Below are 17,773 nucleotides of genomic sequence, written 5' to 3'. Positions count from 1 at the left end.
GAGGGCGTCGGGCCGGTCAGGTGAGGGGGACTCGGCGGAAGCGGCCTGCCACGCGCAGGTCGGTTTCGATGTGTTCCGCCGTCTCCTTCAGGGGCGGGAGGATGTCCGCCACGCAGTCCGCTGCCGTGCGGCGTGCTGCGTGCATCGCCACGTTCACCGCGGCGACCGTGCGGCCCTCGCGGTCGCGTACCGGGACGGCGAGGGAGCGCAGGCCGGCCTCCAGTTCCTCGTCGACCAGGGCGTAGCCCAGGGAGTGGGTCTCCGGGAGGGAGAGGAGGACGTGGCCCAGTGCCGTCGCGTGGGCCGGGAGGCGGGTGCCGAGTGTGATGTGGGCGCTCATGACCCGGCTCGTCGATGCGCGGGCCGTGTACTGGATCTCCTCGCCCGAGTCCGACAGGACGGCCAGCGAGGCGGACTCGTGGACGCGGTCGGCGAGGGCGGTCAGGTGGGGCTGGGCGATCTGGGGGAGGGAGGTGCGGGAGAGGGGTGGGAAGCCGAGGGAGAGGACTTGGGGGGTGAGGGTGAAGGTGTGGTCGGGGGTCTGGCTTACCAGGCCCGCGTGTTTGTGGGTGATCAGGGCTCGGCGGGCTGTCGCGCGGGCCAGGCCCGTCGCCTTCGCGACCTCTGTGAGGGTCAGCTCCGGGCGGTCCTCGCCGAAGGCGGTCAGTACCGTCAGGCCGCGGGCCAGGGATTCGATGAACTCCCGGCCCAGTTCGTGTTTGGACGCGGCCGTCCAGGTGGCCAGGCCGGAGCGGGGGGCTCCCGGTTCCGGTGGCGGGGCGGTGCGCAGGTCGTTCTCCATCGCGGTGACCGCCGCGCGGAGGCGGGGGAGCAGGGTCGTGCGCAGGTCCTCGGCCGTGTGGCGGCTGGTGTGGCTCACGACGCTCGCCACGCAGGCCACCCGGCCGGTGCCCGGGTCCCGTACGGGGGCCGAGACCGCGACCAGGCCCGGTTCGATCAACTGGTCGTCCAGGGAGTAGTCAGTGGTGGCCGCGGCGGAAGTGCGGTGCTCGAAGTCGTCGTCCTGGGTGGTGTGGGCGCGTGGGGGTACGGCGGGGAAGGTGCGGTCCTCCGGGTCCGCGGCCCGGCGCTCGTGCCAGTGGCGCCAGTCGGCCTCTGTCCACTCCGTGGCGAACAGCGGGCCCGGCGCGGTGCGTTCGGCGGGGAGGAGGTCGCCGATGCGGAAGCTCAGGGACATCGCGCGGCGTCGGGTGGCCTGGTGGATGAAGCGGATGCCGTCCCGGTCGCCGACCGCGAGGGAGACCGACTCGTCCAGTTCGTCGGCCAGGGCGTCGGCACGGGCGGAGAGGAGGTCGGGGAGGCGGAGGGCGGCGAGGTAGGCGTTGCCCAGTTCGGTCAGGCGGGGGGCGAGGGTGACGTCGCGGCCGTCCAGGCGGACGTATCCCATGCGGGCGAGGGTCGCCGTGACGCGGTCGACCGTGGCGCGGGCCAGGCCGGTGGCCTTCTCCAGGCCGCTGAGGCTGAGGGTGCCGCCGCCGTCCGCCTCGGTCAGCCGCCGCAGTACGGCGATGCCGCGCAGCAGCGGTGCGACCGCCTCGGCCGGCGGGGCGGCCGTGAGCGCCTCGGCCGGTGGGACGGCGCCGGGCGCCGTGGTCGGCGGGATGGCACTGGGCGCCGTGGTCGGCGGGACGGCACCGACCGCCTCGGCCGGCGGGACGGCACCGACCGCCTCGGCCGGCGGGACGGCCCCAGGCGCCTCGGTCGGCGGGACGGCCCCAGGCGCCGCGCCCGCGTTCCGTGGTCCGGTGCTCTCGGCGCCGGGTGTGGCGGCGGCCTCCACGTGGGCGGCGTCGTTCGTGGTGTTGGCGGGCATCGGCTCTCCGGTACGGCGGTCGCGGCAGGCAATACCGTAATGCCGCCGGCGGGCGGGGCCGGCCGTCACCTGCGGGTGACCCGCACCTGGTGATCGCCCTTCAGGTCCGCCCCGGACACCGCGATCGTGATGCCCCGGCGCGGGTCCTTGAAGGTCTCGCCCGGTGTGAAGGCGGCGTCGGAGAGTTCGGCGTGGACGTTCGGGCTGCGGGTGCAGCCGCCGCTGTCCCGGCGGGAGTCGAAGACCGTCACCGGGCCCATCCCCGTGTCCACGTCGGCGTCGACCTTGTAGATCAGTACGCCCGGACGGCACACCGTCTCGTCGTTGCCCTCGCGGGTGCGCAGTTCGACGGCGTAGCCGGACTTGCCGTCCAGCGGGACGACCACCAGCTTGTCGCCGCCCTTGCGGGCCAGCGGGGTCAGTGTGTACTCCGTCGTACCGGGTGCTGCGGCGCAGTGCACCTGGGAGGGGTCCAGCCAGCCCAGTTTCCACTTGTGCCAGCCGAGGAGGTCGTTGTTGGCGCCCCAGTCCTCGCTCATGATGTCCCAGTGGCCGACGGCCCCGCCGCCCTCCTGGGTGTAGAGGTCCGGGAGGCCGAAGACGTGGCCGTTCTCGTGCGGGAGCACGCGGTAGCCGGTCTCGTCGTAGGAGCCGGAGCCGTCGTCCTGGCGGGAGTAGACGAAGGACGCGTTGGCCACCGGGACGCCGTCGGCGACCGGGGCCTCGGTGTTGCCGGCGAAGGTGACGGACAGGACCGTGTCCAGGGCCGAGGGGCCCGCGTTCGGGGTGACCAGCACGTTCAGGAGGTCGTACGACCGGAAGTCCACCTTCGCGTCGGCCGCCGCCACCAGGTCCTGGACCAGGTTCCGGTAGCCGGGGTCGAAGGGGGCGCCGCGCTCTATGCCGTACTCGGCGAACGACTTCGGCATGCGCAGCCAGTCCCGGATCGGTGTCTCGGGGTGGTAGTCGAGGCGGCCGTAGGAACTGGTGCGGAACCATTCCTCGGTCTGCGGGAAGAACTCCGCGTAGCGGTCGAGCGCCTTGCCCTCGCCGGGCGCGTCCGAGAAGTCGATCATCAGGGTGAGGGCGCGGACGGTGCCGGTCGGGCGGGCGTAGCCGGCGGAGGTCGGGACGCCCTCGGACATCTGGATCTCGGAGCCGCCGCTGATCATGCAGGGGCCGTGCGCGGAGGAGCGGGAGAGGGCGGCGGGGCCGGGGCCCGACGCCGTGGTGCTCGGCGCGAGCCGGCCGGTGCCGGCCGAGGTGCTGACCGCGAGGGTCACGACGGTGACGGTCGCGATCGCGGCCAGCCGGCGCGGGCGTATCCGACGGCTCGGCGCCCGCTGCTGCGGCTGCGGCTGCATGCAGACCTCCCGGACCACGGCAGCCGCCGGACACCGGCTGCACCCTTGCGATCACCCTGTGCCGAGGGGTGGGCGGGCGCGCGCTGGAGGAGCCGATCGTGGGTTTCTCGCCGGTAGCCGCCGACCGGGGGCGTGCGCGAAGGGCGCATTCGGAAGCGGCAGGCAGGTCGTGACGCAGGTCACGGTGAATCTCTTCGGGTCCGGGAAATAACCGGGGATCGTTTCCCCGTTTAGCCCTGTGTCCGAGCGAAACGGGGATTCCCTCCCCGGATCGCCAGCCAAGTCATCCGAGGAGTACGCCGTGCAGACCGCAACCCCCGAACAGCACAAGGTGCCCCGGCCCCGCGCCGACGCCCTGCGCAATCGGGAGCGGATCGTCACCGCCGCCCGGGAGATGTTCGTCGAGCACGGGCCCGACGTGCCGCTCGACGACGTCGCCCGCCGGGCCGGCGTCGGCAACGCCACGGTGTACCGGAACTTCCCCGACCGCGACGCCCTCGTCCGCGAGGTCGTCTGCTCGGTCATGGACCGTACGGCACGGGCGGCCGAGCTCGCTCTCGCGGAGACCGGCGACGCCTTCGAGGCGCTGGAGCGCTTCGTGCACGTCTCCGTCGACGAGCGGATCAGTGCCCTGTGCCCCATGGTGTCCAGCACGTTCGACCAGCACCACCCCGACCTGGAGGCGGCGCGCGAACGGGTCGAGCGACTGGTCGCCGAGGTCATGGACCGGGCGAAGGCGGCCGGTCAGCTCCGTAGCGACGTGGGCGTCGGCGATCTGATGATCGCCGCGGCCCAGCTCAGCCGGCCCCCGGCCGGTACGGGGTGCATGAGCGCCGACCGGTTCGTCCACCGCCACCTGCAGCTGTTCCTGGACGGGCTGCGGGCTCCCGCCCGCTCCGCCCTGCCGGGCACGGTCGTGACCATGGAGGACCTGCGCCGGCCCTGCGACCAGTAGTTCCGCCAGTAGTTCCGCCAGTAGTCACACCAGCAGGCACACCAGTAGTCACACCAGCAGGCACACCAGCAGTCACACCAGTAGTCACGCGAAGGCTCACCGTCTGACCGGAGGACGACGGCTCCCATAGCCGTCGCCCCTGGCCCAGTCGTCCCTTTACTCATCTTTTTCCGTCACGAAGTCCCGAAGTGGGTATCCCCATGTCTGAAACAGCCGTCAAGGCTCCCGGCGTCCCGGACGCCGGACGCTGGAAAGCGCTCGTCTTCATCGCGCTCGCCCAGCTGATGGTCGTCCTCGACGCCACCATCGTGAACATCGCCCTGCCCTCCGCCCAGCAGGACCTCGGCATCTCCGACGGCAACCGGCAGTGGGTCGTCACGGCCTACGCCCTCGCCTTCGGCGGTCTGCTGCTGTTCGGCGGCCGGATAGCCGACCTGTGGGGCCGCAAGCGCACCTTCGTCCTCGGGCTGGCCGGCTTCGCCGTCGCCTCCGCGCTCGGCGGTGCGGCCACCAACGAGGCGATGATGTTCGGCTCCCGCGCCCTCCAGGGCGTCTTCGGCGCGCTGCTCGCGCCGGCCGCGCTCTCCCTGCTCGCCGTGATGTTCACGGACGCCAAGGAGCGTGCCAAGGCCTTCGGCATCTACGGTGCGATCGCCGGTGGTGGTGGCGCCGTGGGTCTGATCCTCGGCGGATTCCTCACCGAGTACCTGAACTGGCGCTGGACGTTCTTCGTCAACATCCCGTTCGCGATCGTCGCCGCGGCCGGTGCGTACCTCGTCATCCGTGAGCCGCAGGGCAGTCGCAACCGCTCGCCGCTCGACATCCCCGGCGTGATCCTGTCCACCCTCGGTCTGGTCGCGCTCGTCTACGGCTTCACCCGCGCCGAGTCGAACGGCTGGAGCGACGCGGTGACGGTCGGCATGTTCGTCGGTTCCGCCGTGCTGCTCCTCGCCTTCGTGCTCGTCGAGTCGAAGGTCAAGGCCCCGCTGCTGCCGCTACGCGTGATCACCGAGCGCAACCGGGGAGGGATCTACCTCTCGCTGGGCCTGGCGATCATCGCGATGTTCGGCCTGTTCCTCTTCCTGACGTACTACCTGCAGATCGTGAAGGGCTACTCGCCGGTGGAGACCGGCTTCGCCTTCCTGCCGATGATCGCGGGCATGATCGTGGGCTCCACGCAGATCGGCACCCGCCTGATGACCCGGGTCGCGCCCCGGCTGCTGATGGGCCCCGGCTTCCTGGTCGCCGCCGTCGGCATGCTGCTGCTGACCCAGCTGGAGATCGACACCTCCTACGCGGGCGTCCTGCTGCCCGGCATGCTCCTGCTCGGCCTCGGCATGGGTACGGCGTTCATGCCGGCCATGTCCCTGGCCACCATGGGCGTGGAGCCGCGGGACTCCGGTGTCGCCTCCGCGATGGTCAACACCTCGCAGCAGGTGGGCGGCGCGATCGGTACGGCGCTGCTGAACACGATCGCCGCCTCGGCGACCACGTCCTACATCGCCGACAACATCGGCGGCGCGGCCTCCCGGTCCCAGCAGCAGCTGGTCCAGCTGGAGGGCCAGGTGCAGGGCTACACCAGCGCCATCTGGTTCGCCGTCGGCATCCTGGTCGCGGCGGCCGTGATCGCCCTGACCCTCGTCAACGCCGGCCGCCCGGGCGGCACCGCCGTCACGGGGTCCGGTTCGGGCGACGCGGCCGAGGACGAGCTGCGGGTGCCGGTCGTCGCCCACTGACGACGCCGGACGCGGTACCCCTTCGGGTCTTCGGGCCACCTGTTCCATCCGTGCGCGGGGGGGAGGGGACGCCCCTCGCGCACGGTTCCCAGGACCTGCCCCGGCCGCGCGCTCAGCGCAGCCAGGGCAGGTCCGCACCCGCTTCGCTCGGCTGAAGTCCCTCGGCGACGATCCGCATGATCTCGCCGAGGGACTTCTGCTGTTCGGGCGTGAGCCGGTCGAACACGGCCTGGCGTACGGCGTCCACGTGGCCCGGCGCGGTCCGGCCCAGCACCTCGTACCCCTCGTCCGTGAGGATGGCGAACTGGCCCCGCTTGTCGGAGGGGCAGTCCTCGCGGCGCACCCAGCCGTTCTTCTCCAGGCGGGCGATCGCGTGCGAGAGACGGGAGCGGGTGATCTTCGCGTATCTGGCCAGCTCCGTCATCCGCAGCCGCCGCCGCGGTGACTCGGCGAGCTTGACCAGCAGGCCGTAGTAGACGTGCGGCATGCCCGCGTCACGCTGGAGCTGACGGTCGAGGTGGTCCTCCAGGAGGGTCGCGGCCTCGATGTAGGAGCGCCAGACGCGCTGTTCCTCGGCGGTGAGCCAGCGGGGCTCTTCGGCGGGGGCGGCCGGGATGGGTGCCGTGTTCATGTAACCCATCGTACGCAACCACTTCTTGAAGATTAAACAAATAAGGCGTAGATTCACGCAAAGAGAGATTGAGGGTTCAAGTAAGTTCAAGTGCTGGGAGCCGCCCTCATGTCCGCCGCCACTCAGGAGCGCATGCCCGCCCTCTACCTCAGTCACGGCGCCCCGCCGCTCGCCGACGACCCCGTCTGGCCCGGCGAACTCGCCGCGTGGGCCGCCGCCCTCCCGCGCCCCAAGGCGATCCTCGTCGTCTCCGCCCACTGGGAGGAGGCCCCGCTCGCCCTCGGCGCCACCCGGACCGTCCCCCTGGTCTACGACTTCTGGGGCTTCCCGGAGCACTACTACCGGGTGCGCTACGAGGCCCCCGGCGCCCCCGCGCTCGCCGAATCCGTCCGCAAGCTGCTGCGCGCCCCCGGCACGCCCGTGCAGGACGTCCCCGACCGCGGACTCGACCACGGCGCGTACGTGCCGCTCGTCGAGATGTACCCCGGCGCCGACATCCCGGTCCTCCAGGTCTCCATGCCGACCCTCGATCCCGCGCGGCTCATGGAGACCGGCCGCAGGCTCGCGCCGCTGCGCGACGAGGGCGTGCTGATCGTCGGCTCCGGCTTCTTCACCCACAACCTGGCCGCGCTGCGCCAGAGCGGCACCCCCGCCTGGTCCGCCGAGTTCGACGACTGGGGGCGGCGGGCGCTGGAGGCCGGTGACGTGGACGGGCTGCTCGACTTCGCCCGCAAGTCCCCGGCGGGCCTGCTCGCCCACCCGCGCACCGAGCACTTCGCCCCGCTGTTCGTGACGATGGGGGCGGCGGACGCGGCCGGTGAGCTGGACCTGCGTGAATCCGTGATCGACGGGTTCTGGATGGGACTGGCCAAGCGGTCGGTGCAGTTCGGCTGAGCCCCGCCCCGCGGACACGGGAAGGGCTACAGTGGCTTCTCGTACCAGGCCACGTCCCAGTACCGGCCGAACTTCCGGCCCACCTCGCGGTACGTACCGACGTGCCGGAAGCCGAAGCGTGCGTGCAGCCGGGCGGAGGCGGCGTTGGGCTGTGCGATGCCCGCGTAGGCGCGGTGCAGGTCCTCGTCGGCCAGGGCCTCGAAGAGGGACACGTAGAGCAGCGTGCCGATGCCCCGGCCGCCGGCCCGCGGGGCGACGTAGACGGTGGTCTCCACCGAGGTGCCGTACGCGGGCTTCGCGCGGTAGGGGCTGGATGTGGCGTACCCCAGAATCTCCTGTGAGTCGGCGTCCGTGGCAACCCTCAGCCGGTGCGGGCCGTCTTCAGGGTGGGAGAGCAGCCAAGGGCGGCGCTCCTCCGGGGTGAAGGGGTCGGTGTCGAACGTGATGGGCGTCTCACGTACGTAGTGGTTGTAGAGGTCGGTGAGGGCCTTGAGATCGTCCTCGATTCCCGGTCTGACCTGGACCTCCGCACGTCCCGACAGCATCGTGCCTCCTCATGTGGCGGCACAGGGTACTGCATGATCAGAAAAATCGGGGGGCGGGTTGGGAATTCTGTCCGGATTCCAGTCGTTGTTTCCATCGGATGCAGGGCACCCGAGGAGAGTCCCGAGAGGGACCGAAGACCGGATCCGGGACCGAGAAGACCGGAGACGACAACCTCACACGGCGCCCGGTGTCCACAGGACCACCCGCTGAACCACCATCGCAAGGGAGCACGCATGGCAACCCGTGCCGTCGCCCGTCGTAAGTCCGCCACCGGCGGGACCTCCGACGCGGCAACCAGCGTCCGCGCAGGCGGCGGCGAGCTCGCCGACCGCGATCTGGTCGGCATGTACCTCGACGAGATCGCACGGACCCCCCTGCTCGACGCCGCCAAGGAGGTCGAGCTGTCCCAGACCATCGAGGCGGGTGTGTTCGCGCGGCAGGTCCTCGAAGGCTACGAGGAGACCGGGGCGGACGCCACCCGGGAGGAGCTGGAGGCCCTGATCGAGGAGAGTGAGCGGGCGAAGGACGTCTTCATCCGTTCCAACCTCCGCCTCGTCGTCGCGGTCGCCCGCCGCTACCCCCGCAGTGGTCTGCCCCTCCTCGACCTCATTCAGGAGGGCAACGCCGGTCTGGTCCGCGCGGTCGAGAAGTTCGACTACCGCAAGGGCTTCAAGTTCTCGACGTACGCGACCTGGTGGATCCGCCAGGCCATCACCCGGTCGATCGCCGACCAGTCGCGCACCATCCGGCTGCCCGTCCACCTGGTGGAGGAGCTGGGCCGGATCCGGCGCGTGCAGCGCGAGTTCAACCGCGAGCACGGCCGCGAGCCGGAGCCCACGGAGATCGCCGCCGAGCTCGGTTCGACGCCGGAGCGCGTCACCGACGTACTCGACTGGGCCCGCGACCCCGTCTCGCTGAACATGTCGGTGGACGACGAGGGCGAGACCCAGTTCGGCGACCTGCTGGAGGACACCTCCGCCGTGTCGCCCGAGCAGTCGGTGATGACGCTGCTGCGCAGCGAGGAGCTCGACGACCTCATCGGCCGCCTCGACCCGCGCACGGCCTCCATCATCAAGATGCGGTACGGCATCGTCGACGGCCGCGAGCGTACGCTGACCGAGGTCGGCAAGGAGCACGGGCTCACGCGCGAGCGGATCCGGCAGATCGAGAAGCACGCGCTGCTGGAGCTGAAGAAGCTGGCCCGCGACACCGGCTTCGAGGCGGCGGCGTAAGCGGGTGGCGAGACGGCGGGCGGCAACGACGGGTTCGGGTCCCGGGTCGGGTCGCCGGGTCGGGTCGCCACCGGGACCCCCGGGACCCCCGGAGCCACCGGAGGTCGTGATGCGGGGGCGTGACGTGACGCGTGGGGCGTACGCCGGTGGCCGAACCCCGCGCAAACATGGCCGTACAACGCTGCTTCAACCGGCGGGGGCCCGGGAAAAAGAACTCCGGGCCCACCAGTTCGGGCCCGGGGGTGCCGGCCCCGAACCGGCCCCGAACCGGTCCCTTCCGCCCCTTTGGACCACGTCCCGACGCACTCCCCCCGGCGCCGGGACTTTCCCGAGCCGGGCTCGGCGCCTCTCCCCCCGAGGCGCCGCAGCCCGGCTCCTTCCGTGTGGGAGGCGGGGCACCCCGAACCTGAACCCCGGGGTGGCCCGCCGAATGGCAGATTCTGCCACAGCGGCATAGCCTGCCGAAGTGAGCAGCACCACCCCACCATCGTCGGCGGCCCCCACGCCCGGTCCGGCGCCCGTCTCCCTGACCGAGCGGCGCAAGGCCGAGACCCGGATGGAGATCGCCCGCGCGGCGGCCCGTCTCTTCGTCGGCCAGGGCCTGCGGGCCACCAGGGCCGAGGACATCGCCCGGGCGGCGGGAGTCGCCCCGCGCACCTTCTACCGCTACTTCGCGACGAAGGAGGAGGCCGTCGCCCCGCTCTACGCCCTCGGCGCCGAGCGCTGGGCGCAGGCGGTGCGCGAGGCCCCGGCCGAGCTGTCGCCGCCCGAGGCCCTGGAGTACGCCGTACGGCACACGCTGACGCCGGGCGCCGGGGTGTCGGCGCCCTCCTGGGAGTGGGCCCGCACGCTCATCCGCCTGGCCGAGACCAGTCCGGCGCTGCGGAAGGTGTGGGCGGAGGTCTGCCAGCAGGCGGAGCGGGGGCTCGTGGAGGTGCTGGCCGTGCGGACGGCACGGGGGGACGACAACGTTGCCGCGCGGCTGCGAGCCTCTCCCGAGCTGCACTTCGCGGCAGCTGTGGCGGGTGCGGCGGTGCGCGTGGCGGTGGAGTACTGGGCGACCTCCGCGGAGGGCCCCTCGTCCGAGGGGACGAGGGCCGGGAATCCACTGGAGCTGGCGTTGCGGAATCTCCGGGTGTTGCGGGAGGTCGCTTGGGAGGACGACCCCACGGGGTAGCCGACGAGCGACCGGGTGCACTTGCGCTTCGGTGCCGCCGGTTCCCGGGGGCCGGGGCGTGGCGGGGCCGCAGTATGGGGGGCGGAGGGTGGCGGAGCCGGGGCGTGGCGGGGCCGGGGCTTGGCGGCGCCGGAGCATGGCGGGGCCGCAGTATGGCGGGGTTGGAGCTTGGCGGAGCCGGGGCTTGGCGGCGCCGGAGCATGGCGGGGCCGCAGTATGGCGGGGTTGGAGCTTGGCGGAGCCGGGGCCTGGCGGGGCTGGAGCTTGGCGGCGCCGGAGGTTGGCGGAGCCGCAGTATGGTGGGGTTGGAGCTTGGCGGAGCCGGGGCGTGGCGGGGCTGGAGCTTGGCGGCGCCGGAGGTTGGCGGAGCCGCAGTATGGCGGGGTTGGAGCTTGGCGGAGCCGGGGCGTGGCGGGACCGGGGCTTGGTGGCGCCGGAGCATGGCGGGGCCGCAGTATGGTGGGGTTGGAGCTTGGCGGAGCCGGGGCGTGGCGGGGCCGGGGCTTGGTGGCGCCGGAGCATGGCGGGGCCGCAGTATGGCGGGGTTGGAGCTTGGCGGAGCCGGGGCCTGGCGGGGTTGGAGCTTGGCGGAGCCGGGGCGTGGCGGGGTCGGAGCTTGGTGGCGCCCGAGCATCGCGGGGATCGGTCACCGATCCGTTGCCGCCCTCACCAGCTTCGCCCCCAACCCCCTTACGCACTCCACCAGTTCCGCCGGCTCCCGCACCCGGAAGTCCACTCCCAGCATCGCGAGACGTACCGCCATCCACTCCACCGCGTCGGACACGGTCGCCCGCAGGACGCACGACGCGCCGCCGTCCGTCGGCTCCGGTGTTCCGAGCCACTGCGGCAGCCGTGCCGCGACGACCTCGGCCGGTGCGTCGAAGGCGACCACGAGCTCGTACGAGTCGCCGCGCCGCTGCATCGAGCGCCGCAGGTACTCCGCCGCGTCCCCGGTCGGCAGCTCCCGCGGTGCGAACCGCGCGCCGGTCGCGAACGGCTCGCTCACCCGGTCGACCCGGAAGGTCCGCCAGTCGTCCCGGTCGAGGTCGTAGGCGACCAGGTACCAGCGGCGGCCCGTCGACACCAGCCGGTACGGCTCCGTCACGCGCCGCGACTCGACGCCGTCCCCCGCGCGGTAGGCGAACCGCAGCCGCTCCCGCCCGGCCACCGTCGACGCCATGACGGTCAGCGTCTCGGGCGCGATACTCGGACCGTCCCCGCTGGTCAGCGGCGTCGTCGCGGCCTGGAGGGTGGCGACGCGGTGACGCAGGCGGCCCGGCAGCACCTGCTCCAGCTTGGCCAGCGCCCGTACCGACGCCTCGTCCACGCCCTCGACCGCGTGACCGGCGCCGGCCCGCAGCCCGACCGCGATGGCCACCGCCTCCTCGTCGTCGAGGACGAGCGGCGGCATCGCCTTGCCGGCCACCAGCCGGTAACCGCCGTCGGAACCCATGGTCGCCTGCACGGGATAGCCCAGCTCGCGCAGCCGGTCGATGTCCCGCCGGACCGTGCGGCGGGAGACGCCGAGCCGGTCGGCGAGCTCGCCGCCGGGCCATTCGCGGGGCGTCTGGAGTAGGGAGAGGAGCGTCAGGAGCCGGGCCGGAGTGTCCGTCGTCATGCGTTCGAGGATGCCGTAGATCTAGGACGTGACCTGTCCTACCGGGGTCATAGCTTTCCTCCATGACCTCAACGCACACCCCAGGGCCCACACCCGCCCAGCCCGCCGCGGGCGACCGACGTCGCTGGTTCGCCCTCGCGATCGTGATGACCGCGGCGTTCATGGACCTGGTCGACGTCACCATCGTCAACATCGCGATCCCGTCGATCCGGCAGGACGAGGGCGCCTCCTTCAGCCAGATCCAGTGGATCACCGCCGGTTACGCCCTTGCCTTCGCCGCCGGTCTGATCACCGGCGGGCGGCTCGGCGACATCCACGGCCGCAAGCGGGTGTTCCTCGTCGGCATCGGCGGCTTCACCGTCGCGTCCGCGCTGTGCGGCCTCGCCGTGAACCCGGAGATGCTGGTCGCCTCCCGCATCCTCCAGGGCGCCATGGCGGCGCTGATGGTGCCGCAGGTCCTGTCAATCGTGCACGCCACCTTCCCGGCGCACGAACGCGGCAAGGTGTTCGGGCTGTTCGGCGCGATCGTCGGACTGGGAGCCGTCTCCGGTCCGCTGCTGGGCGCCCTGCTCACCGAGTGGAACCTCTTCGGGCTCGAGTGGCGGCCCATCTTCCTCATCAACCTGCCGGTCGGTATAGCCGGACTCGTCCTCGGCAGCCGCTTCATCACGGAGTCCAAGGCGCCGCGCGCCCTCAAGCTGGACCTGGTCGGGGTCGCCCTGGTCACCCTCGGTCTGCTGATGCTGGTCTACCCGCTGACCCGGGGCCGCGAGCTGGACTGGCCGCTGTGGGGGTACCTGTCGATGGCCGGCTCGGTCGTCGTCCTCGCGGTGCTGGTGGCGTACGAGCGGCGGAAGACCGTGCGGGACGGTTCGCCGCTGGTGGAGCTGTCGCTGTTCAAGGTGAAGAGCTTCGCGGCGGGCATCGCCGTGCAGACCGTCTTCGGGGTCGCGCTCGGCATCTTCTTCCTGGTGTGGACGCTGTACATGCAGGAGGGGCTCGGCTGGACCCCGCTGCGGGCCGGGCTGACCGGCGTACCGTTCTCGATCGCCGTCGCCGTCGCGGCCGGGGTGTCGGTGCAGAAACTGGTCCCGCGCTTCGGGCGCAAGGTGCTCCAGGCGGGGGCGCTGGTGATGGCGGCCGGAGTACTGCTCTACATCTGGGAGTCCGAGCGTTACGGGCTCGGCATCACGTCCTGGCAGATGGCGCTGCCGCTCGTCGTCATGGGAGTCGGCATGGGTCTGATCGTCGCCCCGCTGACGGACGCGGTGCTGTCCCAGGTGCCGCGGGAGCACGCCGGAGCGGCGTCCGGGCTCATCAACACCGTGCAGCAGATGGGCAACGCGCTGGGGCTGGGGCTGGTCTCGGTGGTCTTCTTCGGCACGATGAGCGACCACCTGGCCCCGTCCCGCATCGGCCCGGAGTACGCGGACGGCTTCCAGAACGCGCTGGGCTGGGTCGCCGGGGTGATGGGAGTCATCTTCCTGCTGATGTTCGCGCTGCCCAGGCGGCCGGCCCAGCACGTGGAGGGGGCCCAGGAGGAGGAACGGGCGGAGGAGAAGAAGCCGGCGCTGGTCTGACGGCCGCGCTCAGGGGGGCGGGGAGGGGCGGGTCCGGTACTTCGGTGCCGGGCCCGCCCCTTCTTTCGTGATGTCCGTTCATGCCTGTTTGGGCCCGAGCGCTTCCGATTCCCTGTTTACATTCCGGAATACCGGGCGTAATCTCCGAGTGAAACCACAGGTTCGGGCACAGGTGGAGGCGAACGGTCATGTACGCACCGGAGCGGCAGCAGGAGATCCTCCGGCTCGCCCGGGACGGCGGCCGGGTGGACGTGGTGTCGCTGGCCGAGGAGTTCCAGGTGACGGCGGAGACCATCCGCCGCGATCTGAAGGCGCTCGACCGCGCCGGTCTGCTCCGCCGGGTGCACGGCGGCGCGATCCCCGCCGGGCGGCTGGACTTCGAGCCGGACCTCGCCGAGCGCGAGTCCACGGCCGCCGACGAGAAGGACCGGATCGCCAAGGCGGCCCTGGCGGAACTGCCGGCCGAGGGCACGATGATCCTCGACGCCGGTTCGACCGTGGCCCGCATGGCCGCCGCGCTCCCGCCGGAGGCGTCGCTGACCGTCGTCACCCACAGCCTGCCCATCGCGGCCCGCCTCGCCGACCACCCCGGCATCCAGCTCCACCTGGTCGGAGGGCGCGTGCGGCACCGTACGCGCGCCGCCGTGGACGCCTGGGCACTGCGCGCGTACGGCGAGATCCGCGCCGACGTGCTGGTGGTGGCGGCCAACGGCTTCTCCGTGGAGCACGGTCTGACCACCCCGGACCTCGCCGAGGCCGCCGTCAAGCGGGCCGCGGTCGCCGCCGCCCGCCGCGTGGTGCTGCTCGCCGACTCCTCCAAGCACGGCCAGGAGCACTTCGCCCGCTTCGGCGCCCTGAGCGACGTGGACCTGCTGATCACCGACAGCGGGCTGAGCCCCGAAGACGCCACCGCCATCGAGCGCGCCGGCACGGAAGTAGTACGCGCATGATCCTCACCGTCACCCCCAACCCGTCCCTGGACCGCACCTACGAGGTCCCCTCCCTCGACCGCGGCGAGGTCGTCCGCGCCACGGGCGAGCGCGTGGACCCGGGCGGCAAAGGAGTTAACGTCTCGCGCGCGGTGACGGCGGCCGGCCGGCGAACCGTCGCGGTGCTGCCGCTGGGCGGCCCGTCCGGCGCCCTCGTCACCGAACTGCTCGACGCCCAGGGCATCGAGGTCGCGCCGGTGCCGATCGCCGGGGTCACCCGGGCCAACATCGCGCTCGCCGAGTCCGACGGTGTCCTGACGAAGATCAACGCACCGGGTCCCGAACTGTCGTCGGCCGAACGGGAACTGCTCCTGGAGACCGTACGGCGGCAGTCGCCCGGCGCGGACTGGATCGCCTGCTGCGGCAGCCTGCCCCGCGGACTCGCCCCCTCCTGGTACGCCGACTTGGTCGCCCGTGCGCACGGCGCCGGTGTTCGCATCGCCCTGGACACCTCCGGGCCCGCCCTGCTCCAGGCGTTGCGCGAACGGCCCGACGTGGTCAAGCCGAACGCCGAGGAGCTCGCGGAGGCCGTCGGGCGCCCCCTGGCCACCATCGGCGACGCCGTGAAGGCCGCCGAGGAACTGCGGGAGCTGGGCGCCCGGTCCGTGCTCGCCAGCCTCGGCGCCGACGGCCAACTGCTCGTGGACGACGCGGGCACCTGGTTCGGCAGCGCCCGCGTGGACGCCGTACGCAGCAACGTCGGCGCCGGTGACGCCTCCCTCGCCGGGTTCCTCGTCGCCGGCGGTGCCGGTCCGGGCGCCCTCGCCTCCGCCGTCGCACACGGCGCCGCCGCCGTCCAGCTGCCCGGCAGTGTGATGCCGACGCCGGCCGACCTGGACCCGGGGGCGGTGACGGTCACGGCGGAGGTGCCGGTGGACCGCGCACTGAAGGAGCCGGCGTCATGAACCCCCACCCCGTCCCGGACCCCGGTGGCCCGGACCCCCGCCCCCACCGCAGTGCCCCCGTCCCCCCTCCCCGCCCCGTCCCCCTCCCCGCCCCCGCCCACCACCCCACGTTCCGGGCGATACGCGAGCTAAGGAGCCCGCGATGAGCGACATGATCACCGCGGATCTGGTCGACCTCGACCTGTCCGCCGACACCAAGGAAGTGGCGGCGCGCGCCCTCGCCGAGCGGATGGTGGCCCAGGGCCGGGTGACCGACCTGGACGGCTTCCTCGCCGACGTGGCCGCCCGTGAGGCGCAGATGCCGACCGGCCTCGACGGCGGCATCGGCATCCCGCACTGCCGCAGCGAGCATGTCACCGAGCCGACGCTCGCCTTCGGTCGCAGCGCGGCCGGCGTCGACTTCGGGGCGGCGGACGGCCCGGCCGACCTGATCTTCCTGATCGCCGCTCCGGCGGGCGCCGACGACGCCCACCTGACGATCCTCTCCGCCCTGGCCCGGCAGCTGATGAACGCCGAGTTCACCACCGCGCTGCGGTCGGTGGGCGACGCGACGGCCGCCGCGGCGCTGATCCGCGGGGAGGAGCCGGTGGCGGCCACGGAGGCCGCCGGGACCGCCGGGACCGCCGGGACCGCTGGGACCGCTGGCACCGGAGACTCCGTGGCGGTCTCGGCGGCGGCCTCCGCCGAGGCCGCCATGGGCACCCCCGACGAGCAGACCGGCGAACCCGAGCGTCCCTTCCGTGTCGTCGCCGTCACCTCTTGCCCCACCGGCATCGCGCACACCTACATGGCGGCCGAGTCGCTGGAGAACGCGGGCCGCGAGGCGGGCGTCGAGGTCGCCGTCGAGACCCAGGGCTCGGCCGGCTTCACCCGGCTCGACCCGGCGGTGATCGAGGCGGCGGACGGCGTGATCTTCGCCCACGACGTGCCGGTGCGGGAGAAGGACCGGTTCGCCGGGAAGCCCACCGTCGACACCGGCGTCAAGGCGGCCATCAACCGGCCCGGCGAGCTGATCGGCGAGGTCCGCGGCAAGGCGGCCCGCGGCGAGGTCACGGCGACCGGTGCGGGCGGCGGCGCCGGTTCCTCCGGCGCGTCGCCCGTCGAGCGCGGCGGCGGGTCCGGTGAGGGATACGGGACGAAGCTGCGCGTCTGGCTGATGTCCGGCGTCAGCTACATGGTCCCGTTCGTCGCCGCGGGCGGTCTGCTGATCGCCCTGGGCTTCGCGATCGGCGGCTACGAGATCAACAAGGCGCCGTCGGTGATGGATCACTTCGTGTGGTCCCAGGCGGACAGCTGGGCGGCGCTGCTGTTCCAGATCGGCGGCGTGGCCTTCGCCTTCCTCGTCCCGGTGCTGGCCGGGTACATCGCCTACGGCATGGCCGACCGGCCGGGCCTGGTCCCCGGCTTCGTCGGCGGCTCGATCGCGCTGACCATCAACGCCGGGTTCCTCGGCGGCCTGGCGGCCGGTCTGATCTCCGGTGCCGTGGTGATGGCGATCCAGCGGATACGCATCCCGGCGGCCCTGCGCGGCATCATGCCCGTGGTGGTGATCCCGCTGATCTCCTCGGCGGTCGTCGGGTTCCTGATGTTCGTGGTGATCGGCAAGCCCATCGCGTCCGCGCAGAAGGCGATGACCGACTGGCTGAGCGACCTGTCCGGAGCCAACGCGATCCTGCTCGGCGCCCTGCTCGGCCTGATGATGTGCTTCGACCTCGGCGGCCCGGTCAACAAGGTCGCCTACGCCTTCGCCACCGCCGGCATCGCGGTCTCCGACCCGAGCGACTCGGCGATGAAGATCATGGCCGCGGTCATGGCGGCCGGCATGGTCCCGCCGCTGGCGATGGCCCTGGCCACGACCGTGCGCGGCAGGCTCTTCAACGCCGCCGAGCGCGAGAACGGCAAGGCCGCCTGGGTGCTGGGCGCCTCCTTCATCTCCGAGGGCGCTATCCCGTTCGCGGCGGCCGACCCGCTGCGGGTCATCCCGTCCTCGATGGTGGGCGGCGCGGTCACCGGCGCCCTCTCGATGGCCTTCGGCGCCACGCTGCGCGCCCCGCACGGCGGCATCTTCGTGGTCCCGCTGATCGGCAACCCGCTGCTCTACCTGGTCGCCATCGCGGCGGGCGTCTGCGTCACCACGGCCCTGGTCATCGTCCTCAAGGGCCTGCGCAAGCCGGCGTCCGGAGCGGCGGCCCAGGGTCCCGGCGGCGCGGACCCGTCGGCCTCGACGCCGGGGGCGAAGCAGCCGGTGGCCGCGTAAGGGACGGTCTTCGTCGACGCTTCACGGGCCGGGTTCCGAGAGGGACCCGGCCCGG

14 protein-coding genes are annotated in these 17,773 nt (G+C 72.6%); 9 read left to right on the top strand and 5 right to left on the bottom strand.

Annotated features, from left to right (window positions below; genetic code table 11):
- Window positions 1-16: 16 nt before the first annotated feature.
- Both ACFCZF_RS08860 and ACFCZF_RS08855 read right to left on the bottom strand, forming a co-directional pair.
- Window positions 17-1,834 carry an IclR family transcriptional regulator C-terminal domain-containing protein gene (locus ACFCZF_RS08860; protein WP_376671065.1) on the bottom strand — a complete coding sequence of 606 codons (1,818 nt, stop codon included), beginning with the start codon at window positions 1,832-1,834 and terminating at the stop codon, window positions 17-19.
- Between the two features lie 65 nt (window positions 1,835-1,899).
- A complete protein-coding gene (locus ACFCZF_RS08855; protein WP_376671064.1) occupies window positions 1,900-3,198 on the bottom strand; it encodes a M6 family metalloprotease domain-containing protein in 1,299 nt (432 codons plus the stop codon).
- A 301-nt stretch (window positions 3,199-3,499) separates the two neighbouring features.
- Here ACFCZF_RS08855 and ACFCZF_RS08850 point away from each other — a divergent pair, with 301 nt between their 5' ends.
- Together ACFCZF_RS08850 and ACFCZF_RS08845 are read left to right on the top strand one after the other, a co-directional pair.
- Complete coding sequence (locus ACFCZF_RS08850; RefSeq protein WP_375914247.1) at window positions 3,500-4,153, top strand: TetR/AcrR family transcriptional regulator; 654 nt, start codon at window positions 3,500-3,502, stop codon at window positions 4,151-4,153.
- A 200-nt stretch (window positions 4,154-4,353) separates the two neighbouring features.
- Complete coding sequence (locus ACFCZF_RS08845; RefSeq protein WP_375914250.1) at window positions 4,354-5,889, top strand: MFS transporter; 1,536 nt, start codon at window positions 4,354-4,356, stop codon at window positions 5,887-5,889.
- 112 nt (window positions 5,890-6,001) lie between these two features.
- Here the strand turns inward: ACFCZF_RS08845 and ACFCZF_RS08840 are convergent, their stop codons facing one another.
- Complete coding sequence (locus tag ACFCZF_RS08840; protein ID WP_376671063.1) at window positions 6,002-6,520, bottom strand: MarR family winged helix-turn-helix transcriptional regulator; 519 nt, start codon at window positions 6,518-6,520, stop codon at window positions 6,002-6,004.
- 108 nt (window positions 6,521-6,628) lie between these two features.
- Between ACFCZF_RS08840 and ACFCZF_RS08835 the strand changes: the two genes are divergently transcribed.
- A complete protein-coding gene (locus ACFCZF_RS08835; protein ID WP_375914256.1) occupies window positions 6,629-7,414 on the top strand; it encodes a dioxygenase in 786 nt (261 codons plus the stop codon).
- 26 nt (window positions 7,415-7,440) lie between these two features.
- Here the strand turns inward: ACFCZF_RS08835 and ACFCZF_RS08830 are convergent, their stop codons facing one another.
- Complete coding sequence (locus tag ACFCZF_RS08830) at window positions 7,441-7,956, bottom strand: GNAT family N-acetyltransferase (RefSeq protein ID WP_376671124.1); 516 nt, start codon at window positions 7,954-7,956, stop codon at window positions 7,441-7,443.
- 237 nt (window positions 7,957-8,193) lie between these two features.
- Here ACFCZF_RS08830 and ACFCZF_RS08825 point away from each other — a divergent pair, with 237 nt between their 5' ends.
- Window positions 8,194-9,192: an RNA polymerase sigma factor RpoD/SigA gene (locus ACFCZF_RS08825; RefSeq protein WP_375914259.1), complete on the top strand. Its 999-nt coding sequence runs from the start codon at window positions 8,194-8,196 to the stop codon at window positions 9,190-9,192.
- A gap of 556 nt (window positions 9,193-9,748) precedes the next feature.
- A complete protein-coding gene (locus tag ACFCZF_RS08820) occupies window positions 9,749-10,369 on the top strand; it encodes a TetR/AcrR family transcriptional regulator (protein ID WP_376671123.1) in 621 nt (206 codons plus the stop codon).
- A 646-nt stretch (window positions 10,370-11,015) separates the two neighbouring features.
- Here ACFCZF_RS08820 and ACFCZF_RS08815 read toward each other — a convergent pair.
- Window positions 11,016-11,987 (bottom strand): helix-turn-helix transcriptional regulator, encoded by a 972-nt coding sequence (locus ACFCZF_RS08815; protein ID WP_376671062.1) that lies wholly within the window; start codon window positions 11,985-11,987, stop codon window positions 11,016-11,018.
- Between the two features lie 62 nt (window positions 11,988-12,049).
- On the opposite strand from ACFCZF_RS08815, the gene ACFCZF_RS08810 reads away from it, so the two are divergent.
- From ACFCZF_RS08810 to ACFCZF_RS08795, 4 genes are all read left to right on the top strand, one after another.
- Entirely contained in the window at window positions 12,050-13,567 is a 1,518-nt protein-coding gene (locus ACFCZF_RS08810; protein WP_376671061.1) for an MFS transporter, read from the top strand.
- Between the two features lie 188 nt (window positions 13,568-13,755).
- The gene (locus ACFCZF_RS08805; protein ID WP_376671060.1) at window positions 13,756-14,517 is read left to right on the top strand and encodes a DeoR/GlpR family DNA-binding transcription regulator; all 762 of its coding nucleotides are present in this window, start codon (window positions 13,756-13,758) and stop codon (window positions 14,515-14,517) included.
- The gene (gene pfkB / locus ACFCZF_RS08800) at window positions 14,514-15,461 is read left to right on the top strand and encodes a 1-phosphofructokinase (RefSeq protein ID WP_376671059.1); all 948 of its coding nucleotides are present in this window, start codon (window positions 14,514-14,516) and stop codon (window positions 15,459-15,461) included. Before ACFCZF_RS08805 ends, pfkB begins: the two co-directional genes overlap by 4 nt.
- Before the next feature lie 142 nt (window positions 15,462-15,603).
- Complete coding sequence (locus ACFCZF_RS08795) at window positions 15,604-17,718, top strand: fructose-specific PTS transporter subunit EIIC (protein ID WP_376671058.1); 2,115 nt, start codon at window positions 15,604-15,606, stop codon at window positions 17,716-17,718.
- Window positions 17,719-17,773: the final 55 nt, after the last annotated feature.

This window comes from Streptomyces sp. NPDC056296, assembly GCF_042268605.1.
GTDB lineage: Bacteria > Actinomycetota > Actinomycetes > Streptomycetales > Streptomycetaceae > Streptomyces.
This window is presented reverse-complemented; position numbering and strand designations above follow the sequence as displayed.